Consider the following 21,178-nt stretch of genomic DNA (forward strand, 5'->3'; position numbering starts at 1 on the left):
TCTGACCGGGCAGGCAAGAAAAAACCCGGCCTGGCCGGGTTTTTTCATTTCAGGCCAGGAAGACTGGCTTCGGTGTCAGGCCTGTCAGCCCCGTACGCGCCGTGGGGCGGGTGTGGATGCGACGGGCTCGTTGTTGGCAGCATCCGAGCGGCGGCGCATGTCCTGGGCTTGCGCTGGCTTGTAAGCCCCTGCAGCCTGGCGTTGGCCACCCTGGTTGTTGCCAGAGAAATTGCTGGATTTGCCTTTGGGGGCCTGTTGCCCGCCACGGTTGTTGCCTGAGCCAGCACGCCCGTTTCCGCCGCCGCCACCACCACCGCCAGAGCGTGAGCCCGGCGCACCATGCAGCACGCGTCGGCCCAGTTGGATGGGCTCGGCGCGGGCGTGGGGGTCAGGCTCGAAGCCGGGCACGACCTCACGCGGAATGCTGCGTTTGATGAGCTTTTCGATGTCGGCCAGAAAGCCTTCTTCGTCGATGCAGACCAGCGAAACAGCTTCGCCCTCGGCGCCAGCGCGACCGGTGCGCCCGATGCGGTGCACATAGTCCTCGGGCACGTTGGGCAACTCGAAGTTGACCACGTGGGGCAGTTGATCAATGTCGATGCCCCGTGCGGCGATGTCCGTGGCCACCAGCACCTGCAATTCACCGGACTTGAAATCGGCCAGTGCACGCGTGCGTGCGCTTTGGCTCTTGTTGCCGTGAATGGCCATGGCGGTCACATCTTGCTTGAGCAGATATTCGACCAGGCGATTGGCGCCATGTTTCATTCGTGTGAAAACAAGTACCTGATGCCAATTATTGGTTTTGATCAAGTGCGTGAGTAATTCGCGCTTGTGATCGCGGTCAACAGGATGAACCTTTTGGGCGATGGTTTCGGCGGTGGCATTTCTGCGTGCAACCTCAATCACCTTGGGTGCATTCAGCAAACGCTCGGCCAGTGCCTTGATCTCGTCGGAGAAAGTCGCGGAGAAAAGCAGGCTCTGCTTTTTGGGTGGGAGGACGGCCAGCACGCGGCGGATATCGTGGATAAACCCCATATCCAGCATGCGGTCAGCTTCATCCAGCACGAAATATTCGACGTGACTGAGATCCAGCGTGCCTTGCTGAAGGTGATCCAGCAGGCGCCCAGGTGTGGCCACCAGCACGTCAAGGCCCCGTCGCAGCGCTTCGATCTGGGGGTTCATGCCCACGCCGCCGAACATCACGGCCGAGCGTATCGGCAGGTATTTGCTGTAAATGCGCACCGATTCTTCGACCTGCGCCGCCAATTCGCGCGTCGGGGTCAGGATCAAGGCGCGAATATGTCGTCGCCCGCCCGCCTGAGGCGCACTGGGTGACGTCATCAGTTTGTGCAGCAATGGCAAAGTGAAACCGGCAGTTTTACCTGTACCGGTTTGCGCGCCTGCCAATAAATCACCGCCTGCCAGCACGGCGGGAATCGCCTGAGCCTGGATCGGGGTGGGGGTTGAATAGCCCGCTTCGAGAACGGCTTTCAACAGGGGTTCAATTAACCCCAAATTTTCAAACGACATACAACGGCCCACTTCTGGTGAAACGGCGACTGCACTCACCTGGTCCGGGCCTGGAAAAGATGAGTCAACCGATTAGTGGCAGGAGTGCAGGAAAACCCGCAAACTACGACGCGACGTATTTAATCGCGATTGATCAAATTGTAGGGCGGCGCGTGCATCTTTCATAGCTTCAAACGAGTGTTTGGTGCCGACTTTGTGAGTAAACCTGTTTCCAGATGTATCCGTTGCGCAGCGCGAAAGTCTGCCGGGGGGCGTTGGCGTCTCGCGGGCGCCCTAGAATCGCTGGATGAGTTCAATGGTCCTCGCACGCAAATACCGCCCCAAAGGCTTCGACAGCATGGTCGGGCAGGGGCATGTTGTTCAGGCGCTGAGCAATGCCTTGTCGCAGCAGCGACTGCATCACGCCTATCTGTTCACCGGCACACGGGGGGTTGGCAAGACCACGGTGTCGCGCATCCTGGCCAAGTCGCTCAACTGCGTCGGCCCGGACGGCCAAGGCACCATCACCGCCTCACCCTGCGGGCAGTGCCAGCCCTGTCGCGACATCGACGCGGGGCGCTTTGTGGACTACGTCGAGCTGGACGCAGCCTCCAACCGTGGCGTGGAAGAGATATCGCAGCTGCTGGAGCAGGCGGTGTACAAGCCGGTGGTCGGGCGCTTCAAGGTCTACATGATCGACGAAGTGCACATGCTGTCGAACACGGCCTTCAACGCCATGCTCAAGACGCTGGAGGAGCCGCCGGATTACCTGAAGTTCGTGCTGGCGACGACCGACCCCCAAAAGGTGCCGGTCACGGTGCTCTCGCGTTGCCTGCAGTTCAATCTGCGCCCGATGGCCGCGCAGACGGTGCACGAGCACCTGGCCAGTGTGCTGGCGGTAGAGGGCATTGCCTTTGAGCCGGAAGCGCTGCGCTTGCTGGCACGGGCAGCACGTGGCTCGATGCGCGACGCGATGTCCTTGAGTGACCAGGCCATTGCGTTCGGTGGTGGGCAGCTGCAGGAATCGACCGTGCGGCAGATGCTGGGCGCGGTGGATCGCCAGCACGTGCAGCGCCTGATCGAAGCCGTGGCCGCCTGTGATGGCAAGGCCATCGTGGCGGCTGTGGACACCTTGCGTCAACTGGGCTTGTCTGCTTCGGGCACGCTGGAAGAGTTGGCCACCGCCTTGCAGCGCATGGCGGTGATCCAGGCCGTGCCTGGCCTGGAAGATTCAGATGATCCGGATGAGTTGGTCTGGCGTGGCCTTGCGCCCTTGCTGGCACCGGATGAAACGCAGCTTTTCTACAGCCTGTGTCTGCAAGGCCGGGCTGAATTGGCGCTGGCGCCTGATGAGTACAGCGGTCTGCTGATGCTGATGCTGCGCTTGCTGGCGTTCAAGCCTGGCAGTGGCTTGGGGCAGGGGGGATCTTCTCGCCCAAAAGCTGAAGGCTCGGTCAGGCAGCAGCCCAGGACCGAGCCGGTTGGCAGCACGGTTGCAGCAGCCCCCGCCCCGACATCGGCACAGGCCTCGGCATCTACCGCTGCAATTTCGCCGCGTCCAGGCCCAGCCCCGGCGCTCGCGCCTGCGCCTGCGCCCACCCTGGTGCCCGCGGTGCGCCCAGAGCAGACGGTGCCAAACGCGGTCGCTTCGGGTGGCGGTGCGAGCTCGCCTACGCGGCCTGCGCCCACCAAACCTGTCGAGTCTCAAAGTGGTGGTCAATCGGTGCCGCCTTGGGAGGCGCTGCCGCCCGAGGCCGATGCCGCCTTGATGGAGGGCGAGCCCTCGTCCATCGGCATGCCACCCGATGAGCCTTTTGCGCAGGAGCCCGCGTCGGCGTCGGTGCGCAGGCCTCAGCCAGAGGTGGCGCGGGTTGCCGAGCGGGTGGCCGAGCGCGAGCTTGGGCGTGAAGGCGGGCGTACGGTCGAGCGCATCGCCGAGCCTGTGTCACCCAGCGAGCGGACGGTGTCCATCGAGCTGCCGCCTGTTGGGGCCGAGCCCTTGTCGGATCGGTGGGCAGATGTTGTCGCCCAGTTGAATGCCAAGGGCGCCATCACGGCGCTGGTGCGCGAGCTGGCCATGCAGGCCCAGTGCGTGGCACAGCACGATGAAGGCGGGCAGAGCATGTGGCGTTTGCGGGTGGACCGCGAAAGCCTGTGCAGCGAGACCAACCGCGAGCGCCTGGCCCAGGCCTTGAGCCAGGTCGTGAGCGGGCAGGTCATGCTGGAGCTTGAAAAGGGCTCGGCTCACAATACGCCTGCCCAGCGCGATCAGGTGGCGCGCGAGCGTCGTCAGCATCAGGCTGAACATTTGATAGAGAGCGATCCTCTGGTGCGCAGCCTCCTGGCGCAGTACCCAGGGGCACGCATCGTGCCGGGATCGATCCGGCCATTGTGAGCTGCAGGCATTGACTGCGGCGACAATCACGTTTTGCGCAAGAAAGGATGATGAGCCATGCTCAAAGGACAACTCGCCGGCTTGATGAAACAAGCCCAGCAAATGCAGGACAACCTCAAGAAGGCCCAGGATGAACTGGCGCTGGTCGAGGTGGAAGGCCAGTCGGGCGCAGGCCTGGTCAAGGTCTTGATGACCTGCAAGAACGATGTCAAGCGCGTCACGATCGACCCCAGCCTGCTGGCCGATGACAAGGACATGCTGGAAGACCTGGTGGCCGCCGCGTTCAACGATGCGGTGCGCCGCGCAGAGGCCACCAGCGCCGAGAAGATGGGCAAACTGACCGCTGGCATGCCCATGCCGCCTGGCATGAAGTTCCCGTTCTGATGCGCAGCGTGCGCTGACTGCATCAGATGGCCGACCCCGCACTGGAAGGGTTGATCGAGGCTTTGCGCTGCCTGCCTGGCGTGGGCCAGAAGTCGGCGCAGCGCATGGCGTATCACCTGTTGCAGCATGATCGCCCTGGCGCGGTCAAGCTGGCGCGTTCGCTGGATCTGGCTGTCTCGGAAATCGGGCACTGCCAGCGTTGCCACACCTTCAGCAGGGCGCCTGTGTGTGACGTCTGTCTGGACGAGGCGCGAGACCGGCAGCTGCTATGTGTGGTCGAGACACCGGCCGATCAGGCCGCGCTGGAGCGCACGGGCAGCTACAAGGGGCAGTACTTTGTCTTGCTCGGGCGACTGAGCCCGCTGGATGGCTTGGGCGCGCGCGACATCGGGCTGGCAGCCTTGCTGGAGCGCGCATCCGATGGGGTGGTCAGCGAGGTGATCCTGGCCACGAGCTTCACGGCGGAAGGTGAGGCGACCGCCCATGTGCTGAGCGAGCAGCTGCGCGCGCGCGGGCTGAAGGTCACGCGCCTGGCCCGCGGTGTGCCCGTGGGCAGTGAGCTTGAATATGTGGACCTGGGCACGATAGCCCACGCCTTCATGGACCGGCGCTGAGGCACCCGCCCGCGCTGGATGAGCGCGGGGTCAGGGGCAGAGGTCAGGCGCTGTGGTTCATCAACGTGCGCTGGCCACGCGAACGCGCGCATTGCGGTTTACGGTGGGCTTGGCTTTCACATTGTTGCGCGCAGGCGTGCGGGCCGCACTGGCCAGCACACGAGCTGGGGCGCGGTTCTTGGCTGTGACCACTGTGCTGGTCGAGCGCCGGGCGCTGGCCACATTGCGCACGGCAGCCTTGTTGGGCACGAACACCACGATGGTCTGGCCACGCGAGAACGTGGCAGAGGCCGAGGTGCGGTTCCATTGCGCGACCTGCTGCGGTGAGGTGCGATAACGCTTGGCGATGCCGGCCACCGTGTCACGCTTGCCTGCCTTGAAGCTCATGCGGCGCATGGGGGGCAGGTCTGGTGCCAGTGCCATCATGGCGTTGTCGGCCACGGACTCGGACACATCCTGTTCACGCTGGACAGAGCGCGGCACCAGCAGCGCCGAGCCGGCCTTGACCAGCATCTTGGGTGGGATGTGGTTGATGTCACGCAGGTTGGCTTCGCTCATGCCGACCTGGCGAGCTGCATCGGCGGGGCGCATGGTGCGCGGCACGACCCAGGCGGTCCAGCTGGCCAGCGGGCCCTTGTGGTTGCTCAGGTTGTGCACGAACAGGCTCGCGTTGTCATAAGGCAGCAGCACCTGCGGGGTGCCTGCGGCCAGGATGACGGGCTTGTTCAGTGAGGGGTTCAGGGCCTTGAACTCGTCCAGCGGCAGGCCGGCCAGGCGGGCTGCCAGCGGGGCGTCCATGTCACGCTGGATGGGCACACTGACGAAGTAGGGGTGGTTCTCGATCGGTGTGAGCGTCAGGCCGAAGGTTTCAGGGTGCCAGATGATGTTCTTGACCGCATGCAGCTTGGGCACATAGTTGCGTGTCTCGGGCGGCATGTTGAGGCTGGCGTAATCCGTGGGCAGGCCCATGCGCGCATTGCGGTTGATGGCCTTTTGCACATTGCCTTCGCCCCAGTTGTAGGCGGCCAGGGCCAGGTGCCAGTCACCGAACTGCTTGTTCAGGCGCTGCAGGTAATCCAGCGCGGCGCGGGTGGAGGCCAGTACGTCGCGGCGGTCATCGCGGAACAGGTTCTGCTTGAGCTCGAAATCCTTGCCTGTGGCGGGCATGAACTGCCAGATGCCCGAGGCGCGGGCCGAGGACAAGGCCTGCGGGTTGAACGCGCTTTCGATGAAAGGCAGCAGGGCCAGCTCGGTCGGCATCTGGCGACGCTCGATTTCGTCGACCACATGGAACAGGTAGCGGCTGGCCCGCTCGGTCATGCGCTGTACGTATTCGGGGCGGCTGGTGTACCAGCGCTCGTGCTCCAGCACCAGTTGGCTCTCGAGCGGTGGCAGGCCGAAGCCTTTGCGCACACGGCCCCACAGGTCCTGGTTGGCCGTGGTGTCGGTCAGGTCGAGCGCGGCTTCCGGGCGCAGCGGGTCGGTTGGCGCGCCGATGGCTTCCTTGCCTTCCTGCTCGTCTGCGGCGGCGGCTGCCGAGTCGCTTGATGGGGCAGCCAGCGCGGTGGTGCTGGCTGTTGCAGTGCTTGTTGCCGTTGCCGCTGTTGCAACAGCAGGCGTTGCCTCTGCGCCGTTGATCGTGGCCGCGCCAATGTCAACGCGCAGGCCTGATGTCGGGTCTTGCTTGACGGCGCCGCGCAGGAACTTGCCTTCATTGCCGGCCAGTGCATTGCCTGCACCCGGCGGGGCGCTTTGCAACAGCTTGTCCATGTCGAACTGCTGGCGGCTTTGTGGGCCGTAGACCGAGCCGCATGCCGTCATCAACAGGCATCCCAGCATCGTGGCACTCAAGGTGAAGGAGCGATGGAGCAAGCGTGTTGTCTTCATCTTCAGAATGTGTTTTTCCATAGACGCAGGGCGGCAAAGACAGCCTCGGGGCTGGCATCCTTTGCGCCGTGCTGCAGGGCGCTGGAGACCACTTCGGGTTCAGTGCAACGCAAGAAGGGGTTGACCGCCTTCTCGGTGCGCATGGTGCTGGGCAGTGTCGGCAGCGCGTTGGCCCTCAAGGCCTCGCAATGCAACTGGTAAGCGCCAAGGTCAAGGTTATTTGGCTCAACAGCCTTCGCAAAGCGCAGGTTGCTGAGGGTGTATTCGTGTGCTGCACAGACGCGGGTGGCATCTGGCAACTGCTTCAGGCGGGTGAGGCTCGCGAACAACTGGTTCATGCTGCCATCAAAAAGACGACCGCAACCCGCAGAGAAGAGTGTATCTCCAACAAAGGCGATCGGATCGAACCCCGCTTGACTTGGCGCATGCTCGATCAGGTAAGCAATGTGTCCGGCCGTGTGACCTGGGACATCCATCACACGGATGGTGATGCCCGCCCATTGGAGTGCGTCGCCTTCGCCCAGGACCTGGGTGATGCCGTCGATGGCCTCGTGTCGTGGCCCGTAGACAGGAATGTGGCCAGATTGCAGAGACCGCAGGCCACCCGTGTGATCCGGGTGGTGATGGGTCACTAGAATGGCGGTCAGCGTCAATCCGCGTTGCTGCAGTGCTTCAAGCACGGGCGAGGCCTCACCTGGATCGACCACGAGGGCTTGTTGCCCGTTGTGCAGCATCCAGATGTAGTTGTCGGTGAAGGCGGGTAGAGCTAGTAATTCCATGACCAGAGTCGATCCAATTATAGAGTTGCACCCCTGGTTGGCTTTGCCGCCGGGTCAGGCCCTGCTCGAATGGGAGCAGGCCCAGATGGACCGACTGGTGGCCGATATCTTTGGCTTTCATGCGCTGCAGCTGGGCTTGCCCGAGCTGGATGGCTTGCGCACGAACCGCATGCCGCACCGCTGGCTGGCGCTGGACGCAGCATACGCGCATTGGGCGCCGCCTTCGGGCATGTCGCCGCTGGTGCATGAGCCATTGGTGGATGGTGGCGAGCTGCTCAATGGCGCACCGTTCAGCTTGCGTTGCGATTTCGAGGCCCTGCCTTTCCCGAGCAACAGCCTGGACTTGGTGGTGTTGCCGCATGCCTTGGAATTGGCGCGTGATCCGCACGACACCTTGCGTGAGGTCGAGCGTGTGCTGGTGCCTGAGGGGCGTGTGGTGATTGCGGGCTTCAACCCGGCCAGCCTGTGGGGCATGTGGCAGCGCATGGGGCGCTGGGGTGTGCAGTCGGCACTGGTGCTGCCGCAAGGCGAGTTCATCGCCTACTGGCGCTTGCGCGACTGGCTGCGCTTGCTGGACCTGGAGGTCGAGGCGGGCTGCTTTGGTTGTTATCGGCCGATGGTGCGCAGTGAGCAGTCGTGGTCGAGGCTGCGCTGGATGGAGCATGCCGGCGACCGCTGGTGGCCCGTGCTCGGTGCTGTGTATTTTGTGGTGGCCGTCAAGCGGGCGCGTGGCATGCGCCTGGTCGGCAAGATCAGGAAGGCCCGTGTCGCACCGTCTGCGGCACCGGCCGTTGTGGCCCAACGCCATCAGCGTGATGGCCACCTTTAACAGGATGTGAATGGATGACTGAATCAGCAACGCCTGCCGTCGTGATGTACACCGATGGCGCGTGCAAGGGCAACCCTGGCCGTGGTGGCTGGGGCGTATGGATGGTCAGCGGCCCGCATGAAAAGGAAATGTGGGGCGGTGAGTTGATGACCACCAACAACCGCATGGAGCTCACCGCCGTGATCGAGGCGCTGAAGGTGCTCAAGCGGCCGTGCCAGGTTGTGATCTACACGGACAGTGAATACGTGCGCAAGGGCATCACCGAGTGGATCACGGGCTGGAAGCGTCGCGGCTGGAAGACGGCCGACAACAAGCCCGTCAAGAACGATGACCTGTGGCGCAAGCTGGAGGACATGGCCGCGCAGCACCAGGTGGACTGGCGCTGGGTGAAGGGGCACGCGGGTGACCCGGGCAACGAGCGGGCCGACGGCCTGGCCAACCGAGGTGCGGCCGAAGCGCGTTGAGGTGTGCTTCGGTGTCTGAGGCAGGCCTCAGAGGATGAGGACCATGGTCAGCTTGTCGAAATAGCGGACCTGCCCGGGGGCATCGACCAGCTTGATGGCATGCGGCAGCACGCCGCAGGCCTGGAAGCCGGCGCGCTCATACAGACGGATGGCAGACTCGCTGGAGGTGCTCACGCGCAGCATGATCTGCTCCAGGCCGATCGAGCGGCGAGCCTCGGTGATGGCGGTGTTGACCAACATGAGGCCGATGCCTTTGCCTGTGTGCCTGGGGCTCACCATCATGCTGTTGAGTTCGGCGCTGTGGCGCAGCTTCTGCAGTGACTGGCGCTCCAGGCCGATCATGCCCACGAGTTCTTTCTCGACCCAGGCGCCCAGCAGAAAGCTGCCACCCAGGGTTTCGCTCAAGCCCAGTCGGCCCAGGTAGCTCTCGGGAGGGCGCGCGCGCTCGCTTTCGATGTCGGCATCAAAAGCGTCAGGGTGCAATTGCAGGCCTTCATCACGAAGCTTTTTGTATGCGCTCAACTCGGCAGGCGCAATGCGTGCAATGCGTACGGAAGAATCAATCCCGACCACGCAGTGTCTCCAGGCTATTCATGTTGGCAAAAGCGCTCGTGTCGTTAAAGGATACGCTGGACCAGGATTGGCTACGGACCCAATGGCCAACTTTACGTTCACCATTCACGAACTGATGGAGAGTGTCAGGGCAAACCCGCTTGCGAATCAATCCACAGACCCAATGGTGATGGGGCTCCGGGGTGCCCGATTCCGTGCAAGGAATCACGATGTCCGCGTTTGTTTGCACGGCTTGCTGCATCAGGCGCGCCACGAGGTCGTGCGGCAGATGGGGCATGTCGCACGGTGCCACCATCAGCCATTCGGTGTCGGTGTGGCGCATGGCGGTGATGAGGCCGGCCAGTGGGCCACTTCGGGGCTCGAGGTCGGGGTCATCGGGGACGACGGCATTTTGCGGCGCATCAAGGTGCCCGCCGCTCGCTTGAAGCAGCAGCTGTGCGTAGCGATCCAGATTGCGGTTGGCGCTGATGCGCAGCGTCTGGCATTGCGGCGCCAGGCTGCTCAGCACCCATGCAGCCAGCGGCCGGCCCTGATAGTCGACCAGACCTTTGTCCTGGCCTTGCATGCGCCGGCCTTCGCCGCCTGCCAGCAACCAGCCCGTGACGTCCGCTGATGCCGCTTCAGCCACCGATGTAGCTCATTTCAACGCGTGGTGCAGGCGTGTCGCCCGATGACTGCTGAGGCAGCCCCCGCAGTTGCGAGTAGCGGTCCTGGCGTTGCGACCACAGGCCAGCCAGGCGTGCCGCGATCTGTTCGTCGGGCAGAGGCTGGTCGCTGCGCAGCAGGCTGCGCAGGTCATGGCCCTGACTGGCAAACAGGCAGGTGTAGAGCCGGCCATCGGTGGACAGCCGCAGGCGGGTGCAATCGCCGCAGAAAGCTTGCGTCACGCTGGAGATGAAACCGACGTGGCCGCCGCCATCTGCGTAGGCCCAGCGTTGGGCGGTGGCGCCATGCAGTGCTTGTTCTGCGGGGCGCAGCACGAAGGCCTCGTGGATACGCGCGCGGACCTCGTTGGATGGCAGCACATGCGCCATCTGCCACTGGTTGGTCTGGCCCACATCCATGAACTCGATGAAGCGCAATTCGATGCCGCTGTGCCTGAAGTGGCGCGCCAGCGGCAGGATCTCCTGATCGTTGACGCCCTTTTGCACCACCATATTGACCTTGATGGGCTGCAAGCCCACAGCCTGTGCGGCCTCGATGCCGGCCAGCACGTCAGAGACCGACAGGTTCGAGTCGCTCATGCGCTGGAAGGTGGCCTCATCCAACGCGTCCAGGCTGACCGTGACGCGCTGCAAGCCGGCGTCCTTCAAGGCCTGGGCCTTGCGCTTGAGCAGGCTGCCATTGGTCGTCAGCGTGAGTTCGGGTGGCTGGCCATCCAGGGTGCGCAAGCTCGCCAATTGGCCGATCAGCTTGTCGATGTCCTTGCGCAGCAGGGGCTCGCCACCGGTCAGGCGCAGCTTGGTTACGCCCAGAGACAGGGCGATGCGGGCTGCACGGGTGATTTCCTCAAAGCTGAGCAGCTCCGCTTGCGGCAGGAAGGGGTGGTCTGAGCCAAAGACGGTGCGCGGCATGCAATAGCCGCAGCGGAAGTTGCAGCGGTCGGTGACCGAGATGCGCATGTCGCGCAAGGGGCGCCCGAGCGTGTCAGTCGGCTGGCCGCCCGCAGCGACTTGGCCGGCGGTGGGCAAGGGCAGGGCGTCGGGTGAAGACGTCCGGATCGGGATGATGCGTCCGGTTTGCTGCGCGGGTAACTGACTCATGGCCCCGCATTGTGCGGCAAGTTCGGCTGGCTTGCCGTGGCCCTGCTGGCGACTCAGTTGTTGGGCGGGGGCGTTTGCTGATGCGCGCTCATGGCGGGTGCCCGTCGAGCACCGTCAAAACGCTGCTGCCAGTAGGCCTGGCGCATGTCCTCGACGCGAACCTGTCCACCCGCACGGGGCGAGTGGATGAACTTGTCGTCACCGATGTAGATGCCGACGTGGGAGAAAGTATGGCGAAGCGTGTTGAAGAACACCAGGTCGCCCGGCTTCAACTCGGCTTTCTGGATCGGGATCAGGTCGGGCGAGTTGGCCTGCTCGATGGCGCGGCGGGGCAGGATCAGGCCCACGCTGTTTTCAAATACATGGCGGGTGAAGCCGCTGCAGTCAAAGCCGCTTTGGGCAGACGAGCCGCCCCGGCGGTAGGGCACGCCCAGAAAGTTCATGGCCGACAGGACCAGCTCGGAGGCCATGTCCGTGGCTTTGTCGCGAACCTGCTGGGCCAACTCGACCACGGGTTTGGTATTGGGCAGCAGGCCTTTGTCGGCCAGGAAGCGGGAAACGGGGTCGGTATTGTCTGTGGCCGCAACTGGTGTGGCGTTGGCGGCAGGCGCGGGGGCGGCGCTGCCTTGTGTCGTGGTGATGTTTGCTGTGCCGGGTTGCGTGGCCGTGCTCACGGCTTGAGCCGAGGCGGAAGAGGCCGCGCCCAGCATCAGGCCGCAAGCCAGCAGGCCGGCAGCAAACGATGTGTGGACACCAGAAGGGATCCCGGGGGCAGGGTCGCCCAAAACTTGGGCTGGGCCTTGACGGCGGATCGTGAAAACCATGGGTTGCAAGCGTAGGCGCTCAATAGCAGCGCGTCAACCTCGGTAGGCTGGGGAAAACCTGAGATTAGCACCGAATTTCCGGGTTTTATCCCGAACTTCGCGCCCTGAACGCTTGCAGACCGCGTCAATCAGACCAGATTGAGGGTGACCTGGATGTTGCCTCGGGTGGCGTTGGAGTAGGGGCACACCTGGTGGGCGGCATCGATCAGTGCCTGCGCTTCACCCCGGTCCATACCAGGAAGGCTGACGTTGAGGGTCACTTCGATGCCGAAGCCTGCAGGAATGGGGCCGATGCCGACTTCTGACGCGATCTGGGTGCCGGCAGGCAGGAACTTCTTGGATTGCGCTGCGACGTGACCCATGGCGCCGATGAAACAGGCGGCGTAGCCCGCGGCAAAGAGTTGCTCGGGGTTGGTGCCTTCGCCATTGCCGCCCAGTTCCTTGGGGCGAGCGAGGGCAACGGAGAGCTTGTTGTCCGAACTCACGGCACGGCCGTCGCGGCCCCCGGTGGCGGTTGCGTGAGCGGTGTAGAGAACTTTGTCGAGCGCCATGATCTTGCCTTTCCAGATTCATTGAATGAACAATTGAATTGTGTGCAATTTAAAAAGCGCCTGCCAGCGCTGTAGAAAAAGTCCTGGCGACGCCGGGGTTAATGGGGCGGCGCGTCCGGCATCAGGCGCGCACGCAGAGCGTGCAGTTGCACGCGCAGTGCGGCAATCTCCTGGCCGTCCAGTTGCAACTGGCAGGCCATGTTCACGGGCACGGCAGACGCGCGCTGCTTGAGTTCGCTGCCAGCCAGGCTCAATGTCACACGCACGCGCCGTTCATCGAGCGTGTCCCGATGTCGTGTCAGCAGGCCCTGGGTTTCCAGCCGCTTGAGCAGGGGTGTCAAGGTGCCCGAATCCAGATGCAGCGCATGCCCGAGTTCATTGACGGTGCGGTCGTCTTGCTCCCATAGCAGCAGCATCACCAGGTATTGCGGGTAGGTCAGGCCCAGCGGTGCCAGCATGGGCTTGTAGACCTTGGTCATGGCCAGCGATGCCGAGTACAGCGCAAAACACAACTGCTGGTCCAGCCTGAGCAGGTCGTCAGGGCTGGTGGCGGGCTTGGTCGGGCAGCCGTCAGTGGCGAGTGAGGACGGGGATGACATGGCGCAATGTTAGCCCGGTGCGCGCCAATTGGCTGGCGTGGCTTGACATGCCGCAAGGCGGGCGCCGGGTTTGCTGACTATTCTCAAAAAAAGAACCGACCCGGAGAATCAGATGCCAAGCAATCAAGCGCCCGTGTTGGCGTTGGCGCCCGAACTGACTGATGAGCAAGTGGCGCGCTTCAAGTCCAGACTGCAGGAGCAGGCGCTCGCCTTGAGCGAGCAGGATGGTGAATTGCGTGCACGCCTGGCGGCAGAGGAGTCCGTGACGGCCAATACCTTTGTCGCGGGCATCGAAGGTGCCATGGCTGCGGAAGCCGACGACGAGGTCATCGCCTTGTTGCACCACGAGCAGACCGAACTGGCCGCCACCAGGCAAGCGCTTGAGCGCATTGAAAACGGCGAATACGGCTTCTGCACCGAGTGCGGGGACCCCATCGGGGCGGCCCGTCTGGAGGTGCTGCCGCAAGCCCACTTGTGCGTGGGTTGCCAGGACATGCTGGAGCACCGCCAGGGGCGTTGATCAGGCTTCGAGTTGCTCGATCTGATCGGTCAAGGCCAGCCAGCGGGCCTCGAGGGCTTCGACCTCGTCGCCCAATGCCTTGAGGCGTTTGCCTTGCTCTGCGCGTTCTGTGCCTGACAAGCTGGGGTTGGCCAGGCTGCCGGTCAAGGTGGCCTGTTCCTCATGGGCCTTGGCCAGGCGTTGGTCCAGTTGCTTGAGCTCGGCCTTCAGTGGCTTGGTTAGATCGGCCACGCGCTGGCGTGCCTGGGCTTGGGCCTTGCGGTCTTCCTTGCCCTTTGCTGGCACTTCTGCGGGTGCGCTGGGTGTGGCGACTGGTTCTACAGCCGCAGGCTTGGCTTGGGTTTTGCCGTTGCGGTCTGCGTCACGCGCGGCGCGGGCGGCTTGGGCCACTTCTCGGGCTTGCTCCTGCAGCCACTTCTGGTAGTCGTCCAGGTCGCCATCAAAGGTGCTGACGCTGCCTTTGGCCACCAGCCAGAACTCGTCGCACACCTCGCGCAAGAGCGCGCGGTCGTGGCTGACCAGCATGACGGTGCCCTCGAACTCGTTGAGCGCCATGCTCAAGGCTTCGCGGGTGGTGAGGTCCAGGTGGTTGGTGGGTTCGTCCAGCAGCAGCAGGTTGGGGCGTTGCCACACGACCAGGGCCAGCACCAGGCGGGCTTTTTCGCCACCGCTGAACTGGCTGACAGGCTGGTTGACCATGTCGCCAGAGAACTGGAAACGGCCCAGGAAGTCGCGCAGCTCTTGCTCGCGTGCATTGGGGCCCACATCGCGCGCCAGCCGGATCATGTGCTGCATGGGGCCTTCGTCCATGCGCAGCACGTCCAGCTCCTGCTGGGCGAAGTAGCCGATGCTCAGGCCTTTGCCTTCGGTGATCTCGCCGCTGATCAGCTTGTTCATGTGGGCCAGGGTCTTGACCACGGTGGACTTGCCCTGCCCGTTGGCGCCCAGGATGCCGATGCGTTGGCCTGGCAGCACCGAGCGGTTGATGCCCGAGACGATGGTCAGGGGCGCCTGGCCTTCGCGGTGGTAGCCGCAGGCCAGGTCTTTGAGGGCCAGCATGGGGTTGGGCAGGCTGGCAGGCTCAGGGAAGGTGAACTGGAAGTCGCTGGCCGTAAGCACGGGCGCGAGCTTTTCCATGCGCTCCAGCGCCTTGACGCGGCTTTGCGCCTGTTTGGCCTTGCTGGCCTGGGCCTTGAAGCGCGCGATGAACTTGGACAGGTGGGCGATCTTGTCCTGCTGCTTGCTGAACGCGGCTTGCTGCTGGCTCATGCGTTCGGCGCGCATGGATTCAAACGCGGTGTAGCCACCCGTGTAGCGGGTGAGCTTGCCGTCATCCAGATGCAGGGTGACCTTGGTGATGGCGTCGAGAAATTCGCGGTCGTGGCTGATGATCAGCAGCGTGCCTTCATAGCGTTGCAGCCAGGCTTCCAGCCAGACGAGGGCGTCCAGGTCCAAGTGGTTGGTGGGTTCGTCAAGCAGCAGCAGTTTGGCCGGGCACATCAGGGCGCGGGCCAGTTGCAGGCGCATGCGCCAGCCGCCCGAGAAGCTGTTGACGGGGGCCTGGGTCTGGTCGAGCGTGAAGCCCAGGCCGAGCAGCAGGGCTTGCGCGCGAGCCGGTGCGTCGAAGTAGCCGACCTCGGCCAGGGTAGCGTGGGCCTCGCCGATGGCGTTGCCGTCGTCGGCTTCTTCTGCGGCAGCCAGGTCAGCCAGTGCCTTCATCAAGCGGGTGTCGCCTTGCAGCACGTACTCGGTGGCGGGGTCGTCCGTCTCTGGCATGTTCTGCGCGACTTCGGCCATGCCGCCGGGCAGCAACCAGCTAGGCGGGATCTCGACATCGCCGGCGTCGGGCTGCAGCCGCCCGGCCAGCAGCGAGAACAGCGAGGACTTGCCCGCACCGTTGCGCCCGATCAGGCCAACTTTCTCGCCGGGGTGCAAGGTGGCGCTGGCCTGGTTCAGGACGGGCTTGGTGCCGCGCAGCAGCGAGACATTCTTGAGAACGATCATGGGGGCAATCAGTAAAGCGGATGGGCCCGGCTGTGGGCGCCGAGCGTGCGCAGTCTAAGGCAAGGCCTCAGGCCAGCAGCGCTTCTCGGGTGATGAGCAGCACCTGGTCGTCACCCGATGAGGTGGGCAACCAGAACACAGGCAGCTCAGGGAAGGCGCGTTCGAAGTGTTCGCGTTCGTTGCCGATTTCCAGCACGAGCACGGCATCGGGTGTCATGTAGCGGTCAGGCTGGGCGCGCAGGTCGGCGATCAGCTGGCGCGTGAAGTCCATGCCGTCTTCGCCGGACGCCAGGGCCAGCTCTGGCTCGGCCCGGTATTCGGCCGGCAGGGCTTTCATGGACTGCGCATTGACGTAGGGCGGGTTGCACAGGATCAGGTCATAAGGGCCCTGGACCGATTGCAGGCCATTGCTTTGCAGCAGCGTGATGCGATCGGCCAGCTCATGCTGGTCCACATTGATGCGGGCCACGGCCAGGGCGTCGGGGCTGATGTCGGCGCCATCAACCGTGACTTCGGGGTAGGCCATGGCGGCCAGCACGGCCAGGCTGCCGTTGCCGGTGCACAGGTCCAGCACGCGCTGGGTCTTGTCGCTCAACCAGTCGTCGATGGTGCCTTCGGCCAGCAGCTCGGCAATGAAGGAGCGCGGCACGATGGCGCGTTCGTCCACATAGAAGGGCACGCCTTGCAGCCAGGCTTGCCTGGTCAGGTAGGCGGCCGGCTTGCGGGTGGTGATGCGCTCTTCGATGAGTTGCCTGACCTGCTCGGCTTGCTGGGGCGACACGGCTTGATCGGCCGCAGCGTCCAGGTCGTCAATGGGCAGGCCCAGGCGCCACATCACCAGCCAGGCCGCTTCATCGAAGGCGTTGGTGGTGCCATGGCCATAGCCCACATGGGCTTGCTCCAGTCGGTCTGCGCTGTGCTCGATCAACTGGATGACGGTCATCGCGGTGCTCGTCGTGGTGCCCGTCACGCCAGCAACCTTTCCAGGGTCTGCTTGTAGATGTCCTTGAGGGGCTCGATGTCGGCCAGGGCCACGTGTTCGTCGATCTTGTGGATGCTGGCGTTGACCGGGCCGAACTCGACGACCTGCGGGCAGATCTGGGCGATGAAGCGCCCGTCGGATGTGCCGCCGGTGGTGGACAGTTCGGTGTCGATGCCGGTCACGCTCTTGATGGCATGGGCCATGGCGTCTACCAGCGGGCCGCGGCGCGTCAGGAAGGGGCGGCCGCCGAGCGTCCAGTCGATGTGGAAGTCCAGGCCATGGCGCTGGAGCAAGGCTTGCACGCGGGCCTGCAGGTCTTCTGGCGTGGACTCGGTCGAGAAGCGGAAGTTGAAGTCGATGACCAGCTCGCCAGGGATGACGTTGTTGGCGCCGGTGCCCGCATGGATGTTGGACATCTGCCAGCTGGTGGGCGGGAAGTGGTCGTTGCCCTGATCCCAGACGATGGTGGTGAGCTCGGCCAGGGCCGGCGCCGCCAGGTGGATGGGGTTTTTGGCCAGATGCGGGTAGGCGATGTGGCCTTGCACCCCCTTGATGCGCAACTTGCCCGAGAGCGAGCCGCGGCGGCCGTTCTTGATCATGTCACCCACCTGCTTGACCGAGGTGGGTTCGCCCACGATGCAGGCGTCCAGGCGCTCGCCGCGTTCTTGCAGCCATTCGCAGACCTTGACGGTGCCGTCCACCGAGGGGCCTTCTTCGTCGCTGGTGATCAGGAAGGCGATGCTGCCTTGATGCTGCGGGTGCTCAGCCACGAACTCTTCACTGGCCACGACCATGGCTGCCAACGAGGTCTTCATGTCGGCGGCGCCGCGGCCATACAGCAGGCCATCGCGGTAGCTGGGCACGAAGGGCGGGCTGGTCCATTGGTCCAGCGGGCCGGTGGGGACCACGTCGGTGTGGCCGGCAAACACCAGGGTGGGGGCGCCTGCGGCATGGCCACTGCCGCGCTTGATGGCCCACAGGTTGGTGACCGGGGCGGCCTGCGGCCCGTAGACCAGGGTCTGGCATTCAAAGCCGATGGCGCGCAGACGCTCGGCCATCAAGTCCTGGCAACCGTGGTCTTCAGGGGTGACGGATTGGCGTGCAATCAGCGCCTCGGTGAGGCGCACGGTAGCGGTCATGAGGTGGTATCAGAAACGGGTGGACGAGAAGCTCTGGCCATCGTCGTTGTTGTTGACGTCCAGCGTGATCTCGGTGAACGATGGGCCGTCGTCCTGCTCTTCGGCCTTGGGCGCGAGCTTGGTCTTGTTGCCCATGTCGTTTTGCAGGCGCCACATGAGGTTGGTGGGCGAGTCGGCATGGATCAGGCCTTCGTCGCGGGTGACCATGCCTTCGTTGATCAGGCGGGCAATGTCCTGCTCGTAGCTCTGCGAGCCTTCTGCCATGGACTTCTCCAGCGCTTCTTTCACGCCGGTGAAGTCGCCCTTGACGATCATCTCGGACACCAGTTGCGTGTTGAGCAGCACTTCCACGGCCGGCACGCGCCCGCCTGTGGTGGATTTGAGCAGACGCTGCGACACGATGGCCTTGAGGCCCGAGGCCAGGTCACTCAGCAACGCGGGGCGGGCTTCTGGCGTGTAGAAGGACAGGATACGGCCCAGGGCGTGGTAGCTGTTGTTGGCGTGCAGGGTGGACAGCACCAGGTGGCCTGACAACGCGTACGAGATCGCGGCCGTCATGGTTTCGCGGTCGCGGATTTCGCCGATCAGGATGCAGTCAGGCGCTTGGCGCAGGGCGTTCTTCAGGCCGACCTGCAGTGATTGCGTGTCGCGCCCGACCTCACGCTGGTTCACGATGGACTTCTTGTTGGTGAACAGGAATTCCAGCGGGTCTTCAATGGTCAGGATGTGGCCCGTCATGCGCTGGTTGCGGTGCTCCAGCATGGCGGCCAGCGTGGTGCTTTTACCGGCGCCGGTGGCACCAGCCAGCAGGATCAGTCCACGCTTTTCCAGGATCAGGTTGCCCAGCACATCGGGCACGTTGAGCGAGTCCAGCGCGGGGATGTCGGAGGGGATGTAGCGAAACACCGCTGCCACCGAACCCCGTTGCTTGAAGGCGCTCAAGCGGAAGATGGCCACACCGGGGATGGTGATGCCCAGGTTCAATTCGCCGGTCTCGTCCAGCTCTTCCATCTGCGTCGAAGAGATCATCTCCGACAGCAACTGGCGAGGCTGGGACGGGCTCAGCACCTGATCTGTCAACTGCATGATCTGGCCATGGAGCTTGATGAGGATGGGCGTGCGGGCGGACAGGAAGACGTCGGACGCCTTCTTCTCTGCCATCAGACGCAAGACCCTTTCGAGATTGCCACCACTCATCGATGTGCTCCTGGTTGAATCGGATGCTGTCAGGGGATCAGGTTGGCGCGCGCTCAGGCGCCGCGCAGCAGGTCGTTGATGCTGGTCTTGGAGCGCGTCTGGGCGTCCACGCGCTTGACGATCACGGCGCAGTACAGCGAGTACTTGCCATCGGCCGAGGGCAGGTTGCCCGACACGACCACGGAGCCGGCGGGGATGCGGCCGTAGCTGACTTCGCCGGTGGCGCGGTCATAGATCTTGGTCGATTGGCCGATGTACACGCCCATCGAGATCACCGAGTTCTCTTCCACGATCACGCCTTCGACCACTTCGGAGCGGGCGCCGATGAAGCAGTTGTCTTCGATGATGGTGGGGTTGGCCTGCAGGGGTTCCAGCACGCCGCCGATGCCCACGCCGCCCGACAGGTGGACGTTCTTGCCGATCTGGGCGCACGAACCAACGGTGGCCCAGGTGTCGACCATGGTGCCTTCGTCAACGTAGGCGCCGATGTTCACGTAGGAGGGCATCAGGATCACGTTCTTGGCCTGGAAGCTGCCACGGCGGGCCACGGCGGGCGGCACCACGCGCACGCCAGAGGCGCGCAGCTGTTCTTCGCTCCAGCCCGCGTACTTCGTTGGGACCTTGTCGTAGAACTGCAGGGGGCCGTCGCCCATGGGCACGTTGTCGTTAAGGCGGAAGCTCAGCAGCACGGCCTTCTTGATCCACTGGTGGGTCAGCCATTCACCATCGATCTTCTCGGCCACGCGCAGCTTGCCGCCGTCCAGCGCGTCAATGATGTGGTTGACGGCGTCGCGGATTTCAGCGGGGGCGCTGGCAGCGGACAGCGAGGTGCGCTGTTCCCAGGCGTTGTCGATGACGGTTTGCAGAGCTTGGGTCATGTTGTTCTCTCAGATTCAGACGGATTGGGATGGGATGAAGGCCTGGATGAAGGCTTTGATGCGTTCGGCAGCTTCGACGCATTCGTCGACACCGGCGACCAGCGCCATGCGGATTCGGCCTTGGCCCGGGTTCATGCCATTGGCCTCGCGGGCCAGATAGCTGCCGGGCAAAACGGCCACATTGTATTGAGCCAGCAGCTCGCGGGTGAATGTTTCGTCACTGCCGTTGCAGATGTGGCTGGGCACTTTGGCCCACAGGTAGAAGCTGGCGTCCGGCAGGGCCACGTCCATGACCGAGGCCAGGATGGGCGTGACACGCTCGAACTTCTGGCGGTAGAGCGCGCGGTTTTCCACCACATGGGTTTCGTCGTTCCAGGCGGCCACGCTGGCGCGCTGTACGGCCGGGCTCATGGCGCTGCCATGGTAGGTGCGGTAGAGCAGGAAGGCCTTCAGGATGGCCGCATCACCCATGACGAAGCCAGAGCGCAGGCCGGGCACGTTGGAGCGTTTGGACAGGCTGGTCAGCGCGATCAGGTTCTTGAAGTCGTGGCGGCCCAGCTTGGCGGCCGCTTCCAGGCCACCCAGGGGGGCTGCATCCGCGCCCTCACGGAAGTAGATCTCGGAGTAGCACTCGTCCGACGCGATCACGAAGCCGAAGCGGTCGCTCAATTCAAACAGGCGCTGCCATTCGGCCAGCGGCATCACGGCGCCGGTGGGGTTGCCAGGCGAGCACACATACAACAGCTGCGTCGTGGCCCAGACCGATTCAGGGATGCTGGACCAGTCGGCTGCGAAGTTGCGCGACGGGTCGGAGTTGGCAAACACGACGCGGGCACCAGCCAGCAGGGCCGCGCCTTCGTAGATCTGATAGAAGGGATTGGGGCAGACCACGGTGGGGCCGCCGGCGCCCAGGTGCTGGCTGGGGTCGATCACAGTCTGGGCCAGGGCGAACAAGGCCTCGCGCGAGCCGTTGACGGGCAGGATCTGGGTGGCGACATCCAGCTTGAGGCCGTAGCGGCGCTCAACCCAGGCGGCACAAGCTTCACGCAGGGCAGGTTCGCCGGCCGTGGCCGGGTAGCTGGCCAGGCCATCCAGGGCGGCGGTCAAGGCCTCTTTGATGAAGGCCGGGGTAGGGTGCTTGGGCTCACCAATCCCCAGGCTGATGGGGCGGTAGGCGGGGTTGGGTGTGACACCAGCCGTGAGGCCGCGCAGGCGCTCGAACGGATAGGGCTGGAGTTTCTTCAGCAATGGGTTCATCCCGCGATTATCCCAGTCCTGTGCGGGGCG

Annotated in this window: 21 protein-coding genes; 6 read left to right on the forward strand and 15 right to left on the reverse strand. The window is 64.1% G+C overall.

Features of this window, described 5'->3' with window-relative positions; all coding sequences use genetic code 11:
* Window positions 1–84 precede the first annotated feature (84 nt).
* Complete coding sequence (locus tag HY019_RS14480) at window positions 85–1,530, reverse strand: DEAD/DEAH box helicase (protein ID WP_290694211.1); 1,446 nt, start codon at window positions 1,528–1,530, stop codon at window positions 85–87.
* Between the two features lie 295 nt (window positions 1,531–1,825).
* Between HY019_RS14480 and dnaX the strand changes: the two genes are divergently transcribed.
* The 3 genes from dnaX to recR are packed head-to-tail and all read left to right on the forward strand — an operon-like array spanning window position 1,826 to window position 4,902.
* A complete protein-coding gene (dnaX, locus tag HY019_RS14485) occupies window positions 1,826–3,904 on the forward strand; it encodes a DNA polymerase III subunit gamma/tau (protein WP_363302770.1) in 2,079 nt (692 codons plus the stop codon).
* Window positions 3,905–3,961: 57 nt separating this feature from the next.
* Entirely contained in the window at window positions 3,962–4,288 is a 327-nt protein-coding gene (locus HY019_RS14490) for a YbaB/EbfC family nucleoid-associated protein (protein WP_290693327.1), read from the forward strand.
* A gap of 26 nt (window positions 4,289–4,314) precedes the next feature.
* Window positions 4,315–4,902: a recombination mediator RecR gene (gene recR / locus HY019_RS14495; RefSeq protein WP_290693330.1), complete on the forward strand. Its 588-nt coding sequence runs from the start codon at window positions 4,315–4,317 to the stop codon at window positions 4,900–4,902.
* Window positions 4,903–4,962: 60 nt separating this feature from the next.
* Here the strand turns inward: recR and HY019_RS14500 are convergent, their stop codons facing one another.
* Both HY019_RS14500 and gloB read right to left on the reverse strand, forming a co-directional pair.
* Window positions 4,963–6,789 (reverse strand): transglycosylase SLT domain-containing protein, encoded by a 1,827-nt coding sequence (locus HY019_RS14500; RefSeq protein ID WP_290693333.1) that lies wholly within the window; start codon window positions 6,787–6,789, stop codon window positions 4,963–4,965.
* A gap of 2 nt (window positions 6,790–6,791) precedes the next feature.
* Complete coding sequence (gloB, locus tag HY019_RS14505; protein ID WP_290693336.1) at window positions 6,792–7,568, reverse strand: hydroxyacylglutathione hydrolase; 777 nt, start codon at window positions 7,566–7,568, stop codon at window positions 6,792–6,794.
* Between gloB and HY019_RS14510 the strand changes: the two genes are divergently transcribed.
* Window positions 7,567–8,397 (forward strand): class I SAM-dependent methyltransferase, encoded by an 831-nt coding sequence (locus tag HY019_RS14510; protein ID WP_290693339.1) that lies wholly within the window; start codon window positions 7,567–7,569, stop codon window positions 8,395–8,397. The genes gloB and HY019_RS14510 overlap by 2 nt on opposite strands.
* A 14-nt stretch (window positions 8,398–8,411) precedes the next feature.
* The gene (gene rnhA, locus HY019_RS14515) at window positions 8,412–8,861 is read left to right on the forward strand and encodes a ribonuclease HI (RefSeq protein WP_290693342.1); all 450 of its coding nucleotides are present in this window, start codon (window positions 8,412–8,414) and stop codon (window positions 8,859–8,861) included.
* A gap of 27 nt (window positions 8,862–8,888) precedes the next feature.
* Here rnhA and HY019_RS14520 read toward each other — a convergent pair whose 3' ends face one another.
* The 6 genes from HY019_RS14520 to HY019_RS14545 all read right to left on the reverse strand — a co-directional run bounded on the left by HY019_RS14520 (window position 8,889) and on the right by HY019_RS14545 (window position 13,171).
* The gene (locus HY019_RS14520; RefSeq protein ID WP_290693345.1) at window positions 8,889–9,434 is read right to left on the reverse strand and encodes a GNAT family N-acetyltransferase; all 546 of its coding nucleotides are present in this window, start codon (window positions 9,432–9,434) and stop codon (window positions 8,889–8,891) included.
* Entirely contained in the window at window positions 9,421–10,062 is a 642-nt protein-coding gene (gene mobA / locus HY019_RS14525) for a molybdenum cofactor guanylyltransferase MobA (RefSeq protein ID WP_290693348.1), read from the reverse strand. Before mobA ends, HY019_RS14520 begins: the two co-directional genes overlap by 14 nt.
* Entirely contained in the window at window positions 10,055–11,197 is a 1,143-nt protein-coding gene (moaA, locus tag HY019_RS14530) for a GTP 3',8-cyclase MoaA (RefSeq protein ID WP_290693351.1), read from the reverse strand. Before moaA ends, mobA begins: the two co-directional genes overlap by 8 nt.
* Before the next feature lie 53 nt (window positions 11,198–11,250).
* Window positions 11,251–12,021 (reverse strand): C40 family peptidase, encoded by a 771-nt coding sequence (locus HY019_RS14535; protein WP_363302777.1) that lies wholly within the window; start codon window positions 12,019–12,021, stop codon window positions 11,251–11,253.
* Between the two features lie 128 nt (window positions 12,022–12,149).
* Complete coding sequence (locus HY019_RS14540) at window positions 12,150–12,572, reverse strand: organic hydroperoxide resistance protein (RefSeq protein WP_290693354.1); 423 nt, start codon at window positions 12,570–12,572, stop codon at window positions 12,150–12,152.
* A 98-nt stretch (window positions 12,573–12,670) separates the two neighbouring features.
* Window positions 12,671–13,171: a MarR family transcriptional regulator gene (locus HY019_RS14545; protein WP_290693356.1), complete on the reverse strand. Its 501-nt coding sequence runs from the start codon at window positions 13,169–13,171 to the stop codon at window positions 12,671–12,673.
* A gap of 112 nt (window positions 13,172–13,283) precedes the next feature.
* Between HY019_RS14545 and HY019_RS14550 the strand changes: the two genes are divergently transcribed.
* Window positions 13,284–13,691, forward strand: coding sequence for a TraR/DksA family transcriptional regulator (locus HY019_RS14550; protein ID WP_290693358.1), 408 nt, complete (start codon window positions 13,284–13,286; stop codon window positions 13,689–13,691).
* On the opposite strand, the gene HY019_RS14555 is transcribed toward HY019_RS14550, so the two are convergent.
* The 6 genes from HY019_RS14555 to dapC form a co-directional block, all read right to left on the reverse strand.
* A complete protein-coding gene (locus HY019_RS14555; protein WP_290693360.1) occupies window positions 13,692–15,695 on the reverse strand; it encodes an ATP-binding cassette domain-containing protein in 2,004 nt (667 codons plus the stop codon).
* Window positions 15,696–15,762: 67 nt separating this feature from the next.
* Window positions 15,763–16,638: a 50S ribosomal protein L3 N(5)-glutamine methyltransferase gene (prmB, locus tag HY019_RS14560; protein WP_290694215.1), complete on the reverse strand. Its 876-nt coding sequence runs from the start codon at window positions 16,636–16,638 to the stop codon at window positions 15,763–15,765.
* Window positions 16,639–16,661: 23 nt separating this feature from the next.
* A complete protein-coding gene (dapE, locus tag HY019_RS14565; RefSeq protein ID WP_290693362.1) occupies window positions 16,662–17,816 on the reverse strand; it encodes a succinyl-diaminopimelate desuccinylase in 1,155 nt (384 codons plus the stop codon).
* 9 nt (window positions 17,817–17,825) lie between these two features.
* On the reverse strand, window positions 17,826–19,013 hold the full coding sequence (locus HY019_RS14570) for a PilT/PilU family type 4a pilus ATPase (RefSeq protein ID WP_290693364.1): 1,188 nt from the start codon (window positions 19,011–19,013) through the stop codon (window positions 17,826–17,828).
* Between the two features lie 53 nt (window positions 19,014–19,066).
* The gene (dapD, locus tag HY019_RS14575) at window positions 19,067–19,891 is read right to left on the reverse strand and encodes a 2,3,4,5-tetrahydropyridine-2,6-dicarboxylate N-succinyltransferase (RefSeq protein WP_290693367.1); all 825 of its coding nucleotides are present in this window, start codon (window positions 19,889–19,891) and stop codon (window positions 19,067–19,069) included.
* A 15-nt stretch (window positions 19,892–19,906) separates the two neighbouring features.
* Window positions 19,907–21,148, reverse strand: a complete 1,242-nt coding sequence (gene dapC / locus HY019_RS14580) for a succinyldiaminopimelate transaminase (protein ID WP_290693370.1) — start codon at window positions 21,146–21,148, stop codon at window positions 19,907–19,909.
* Window positions 21,149–21,178 lie beyond the last annotated feature (30 nt).

This window comes from Aquabacterium sp., from assembly GCF_016195855.1.
In the GTDB taxonomy this organism is placed as follows: domain Bacteria; phylum Pseudomonadota; class Gammaproteobacteria; order Burkholderiales; family Burkholderiaceae_C; genus Aquabacterium.

Bases quoted from the DNA above. Each gene is read 5' to 3' on its own strand.
- HY019_RS14480 (WP_290694211.1), bottom strand. From the start codon at position 1,530: ATGTCGTTTGAAAATTTGGGGTTAATTGAACCCCTGTTGAAAGCCGTT.
- dnaX (WP_363302770.1), top strand. From the start codon at position 1,826: ATGGTCCTCGCACGCAAATACCGCCCCAAAGGCTTCGACAGCATGGTC.
- HY019_RS14490 (WP_290693327.1), top strand. From the start codon at position 3,962: ATGCTCAAAGGACAACTCGCCGGCTTGATGAAACAAGCCCAGCAAATG.
- recR (WP_290693330.1), top strand. From the start codon at position 4,315: ATGGCCGACCCCGCACTGGAAGGGTTGATCGAGGCTTTGCGCTGCCTG.
- HY019_RS14500 (WP_290693333.1), bottom strand. From the start codon at position 6,789: ATGAAGACAACACGCTTGCTCCATCGCTCCTTCACCTTGAGTGCCACG.
- HY019_RS14510 (WP_290693339.1), top strand. From the start codon at position 7,567: ATGACCAGAGTCGATCCAATTATAGAGTTGCACCCCTGGTTGGCTTTG.
- gloB (WP_290693336.1), bottom strand. From the start codon at position 7,568: ATGGAATTACTAGCTCTACCCGCCTTCACCGACAACTACATCTGGATG.
- rnhA (WP_290693342.1), top strand. From the start codon at position 8,412: ATGACTGAATCAGCAACGCCTGCCGTCGTGATGTACACCGATGGCGCG.
- moaA (WP_290693351.1), bottom strand. From the start codon at position 11,197: ATGAGTCAGTTACCCGCGCAGCAAACCGGACGCATCATCCCGATCCGG.
- HY019_RS14535 (WP_363302777.1), bottom strand. From the start codon at position 12,021: ATGGTTTTCACGATCCGCCGTCAAGGCCCAGCCCAAGTTTTGGGCGAC.
- HY019_RS14540 (WP_290693354.1), bottom strand. From the start codon at position 12,572: ATGGCGCTCGACAAAGTTCTCTACACCGCTCACGCAACCGCCACCGGG.
- HY019_RS14545 (WP_290693356.1), bottom strand. From the start codon at position 13,171: ATGTCATCCCCGTCCTCACTCGCCACTGACGGCTGCCCGACCAAGCCC.
- HY019_RS14550 (WP_290693358.1), top strand. From the start codon at position 13,284: ATGCCAAGCAATCAAGCGCCCGTGTTGGCGTTGGCGCCCGAACTGACT.
- HY019_RS14555 (WP_290693360.1), bottom strand. From the start codon at position 15,695: ATGATCGTTCTCAAGAATGTCTCGCTGCTGCGCGGCACCAAGCCCGTC.
- prmB (WP_290694215.1), bottom strand. From the start codon at position 16,638: ATGACCGTCATCCAGTTGATCGAGCACAGCGCAGACCGACTGGAGCAA.
- dapE (WP_290693362.1), bottom strand. From the start codon at position 17,816: ATGACCGCTACCGTGCGCCTCACCGAGGCGCTGATTGCACGCCAATCC.
- HY019_RS14570 (WP_290693364.1), bottom strand. From the start codon at position 19,013: ATGAGTGGTGGCAATCTCGAAAGGGTCTTGCGTCTGATGGCAGAGAAG.
- dapD (WP_290693367.1), bottom strand. From the start codon at position 19,891: ATGACCCAAGCTCTGCAAACCGTCATCGACAACGCCTGGGAACAGCGC.
- dapC (WP_290693370.1), bottom strand. From the start codon at position 21,148: ATGAACCCATTGCTGAAGAAACTCCAGCCCTATCCGTTCGAGCGCCTG.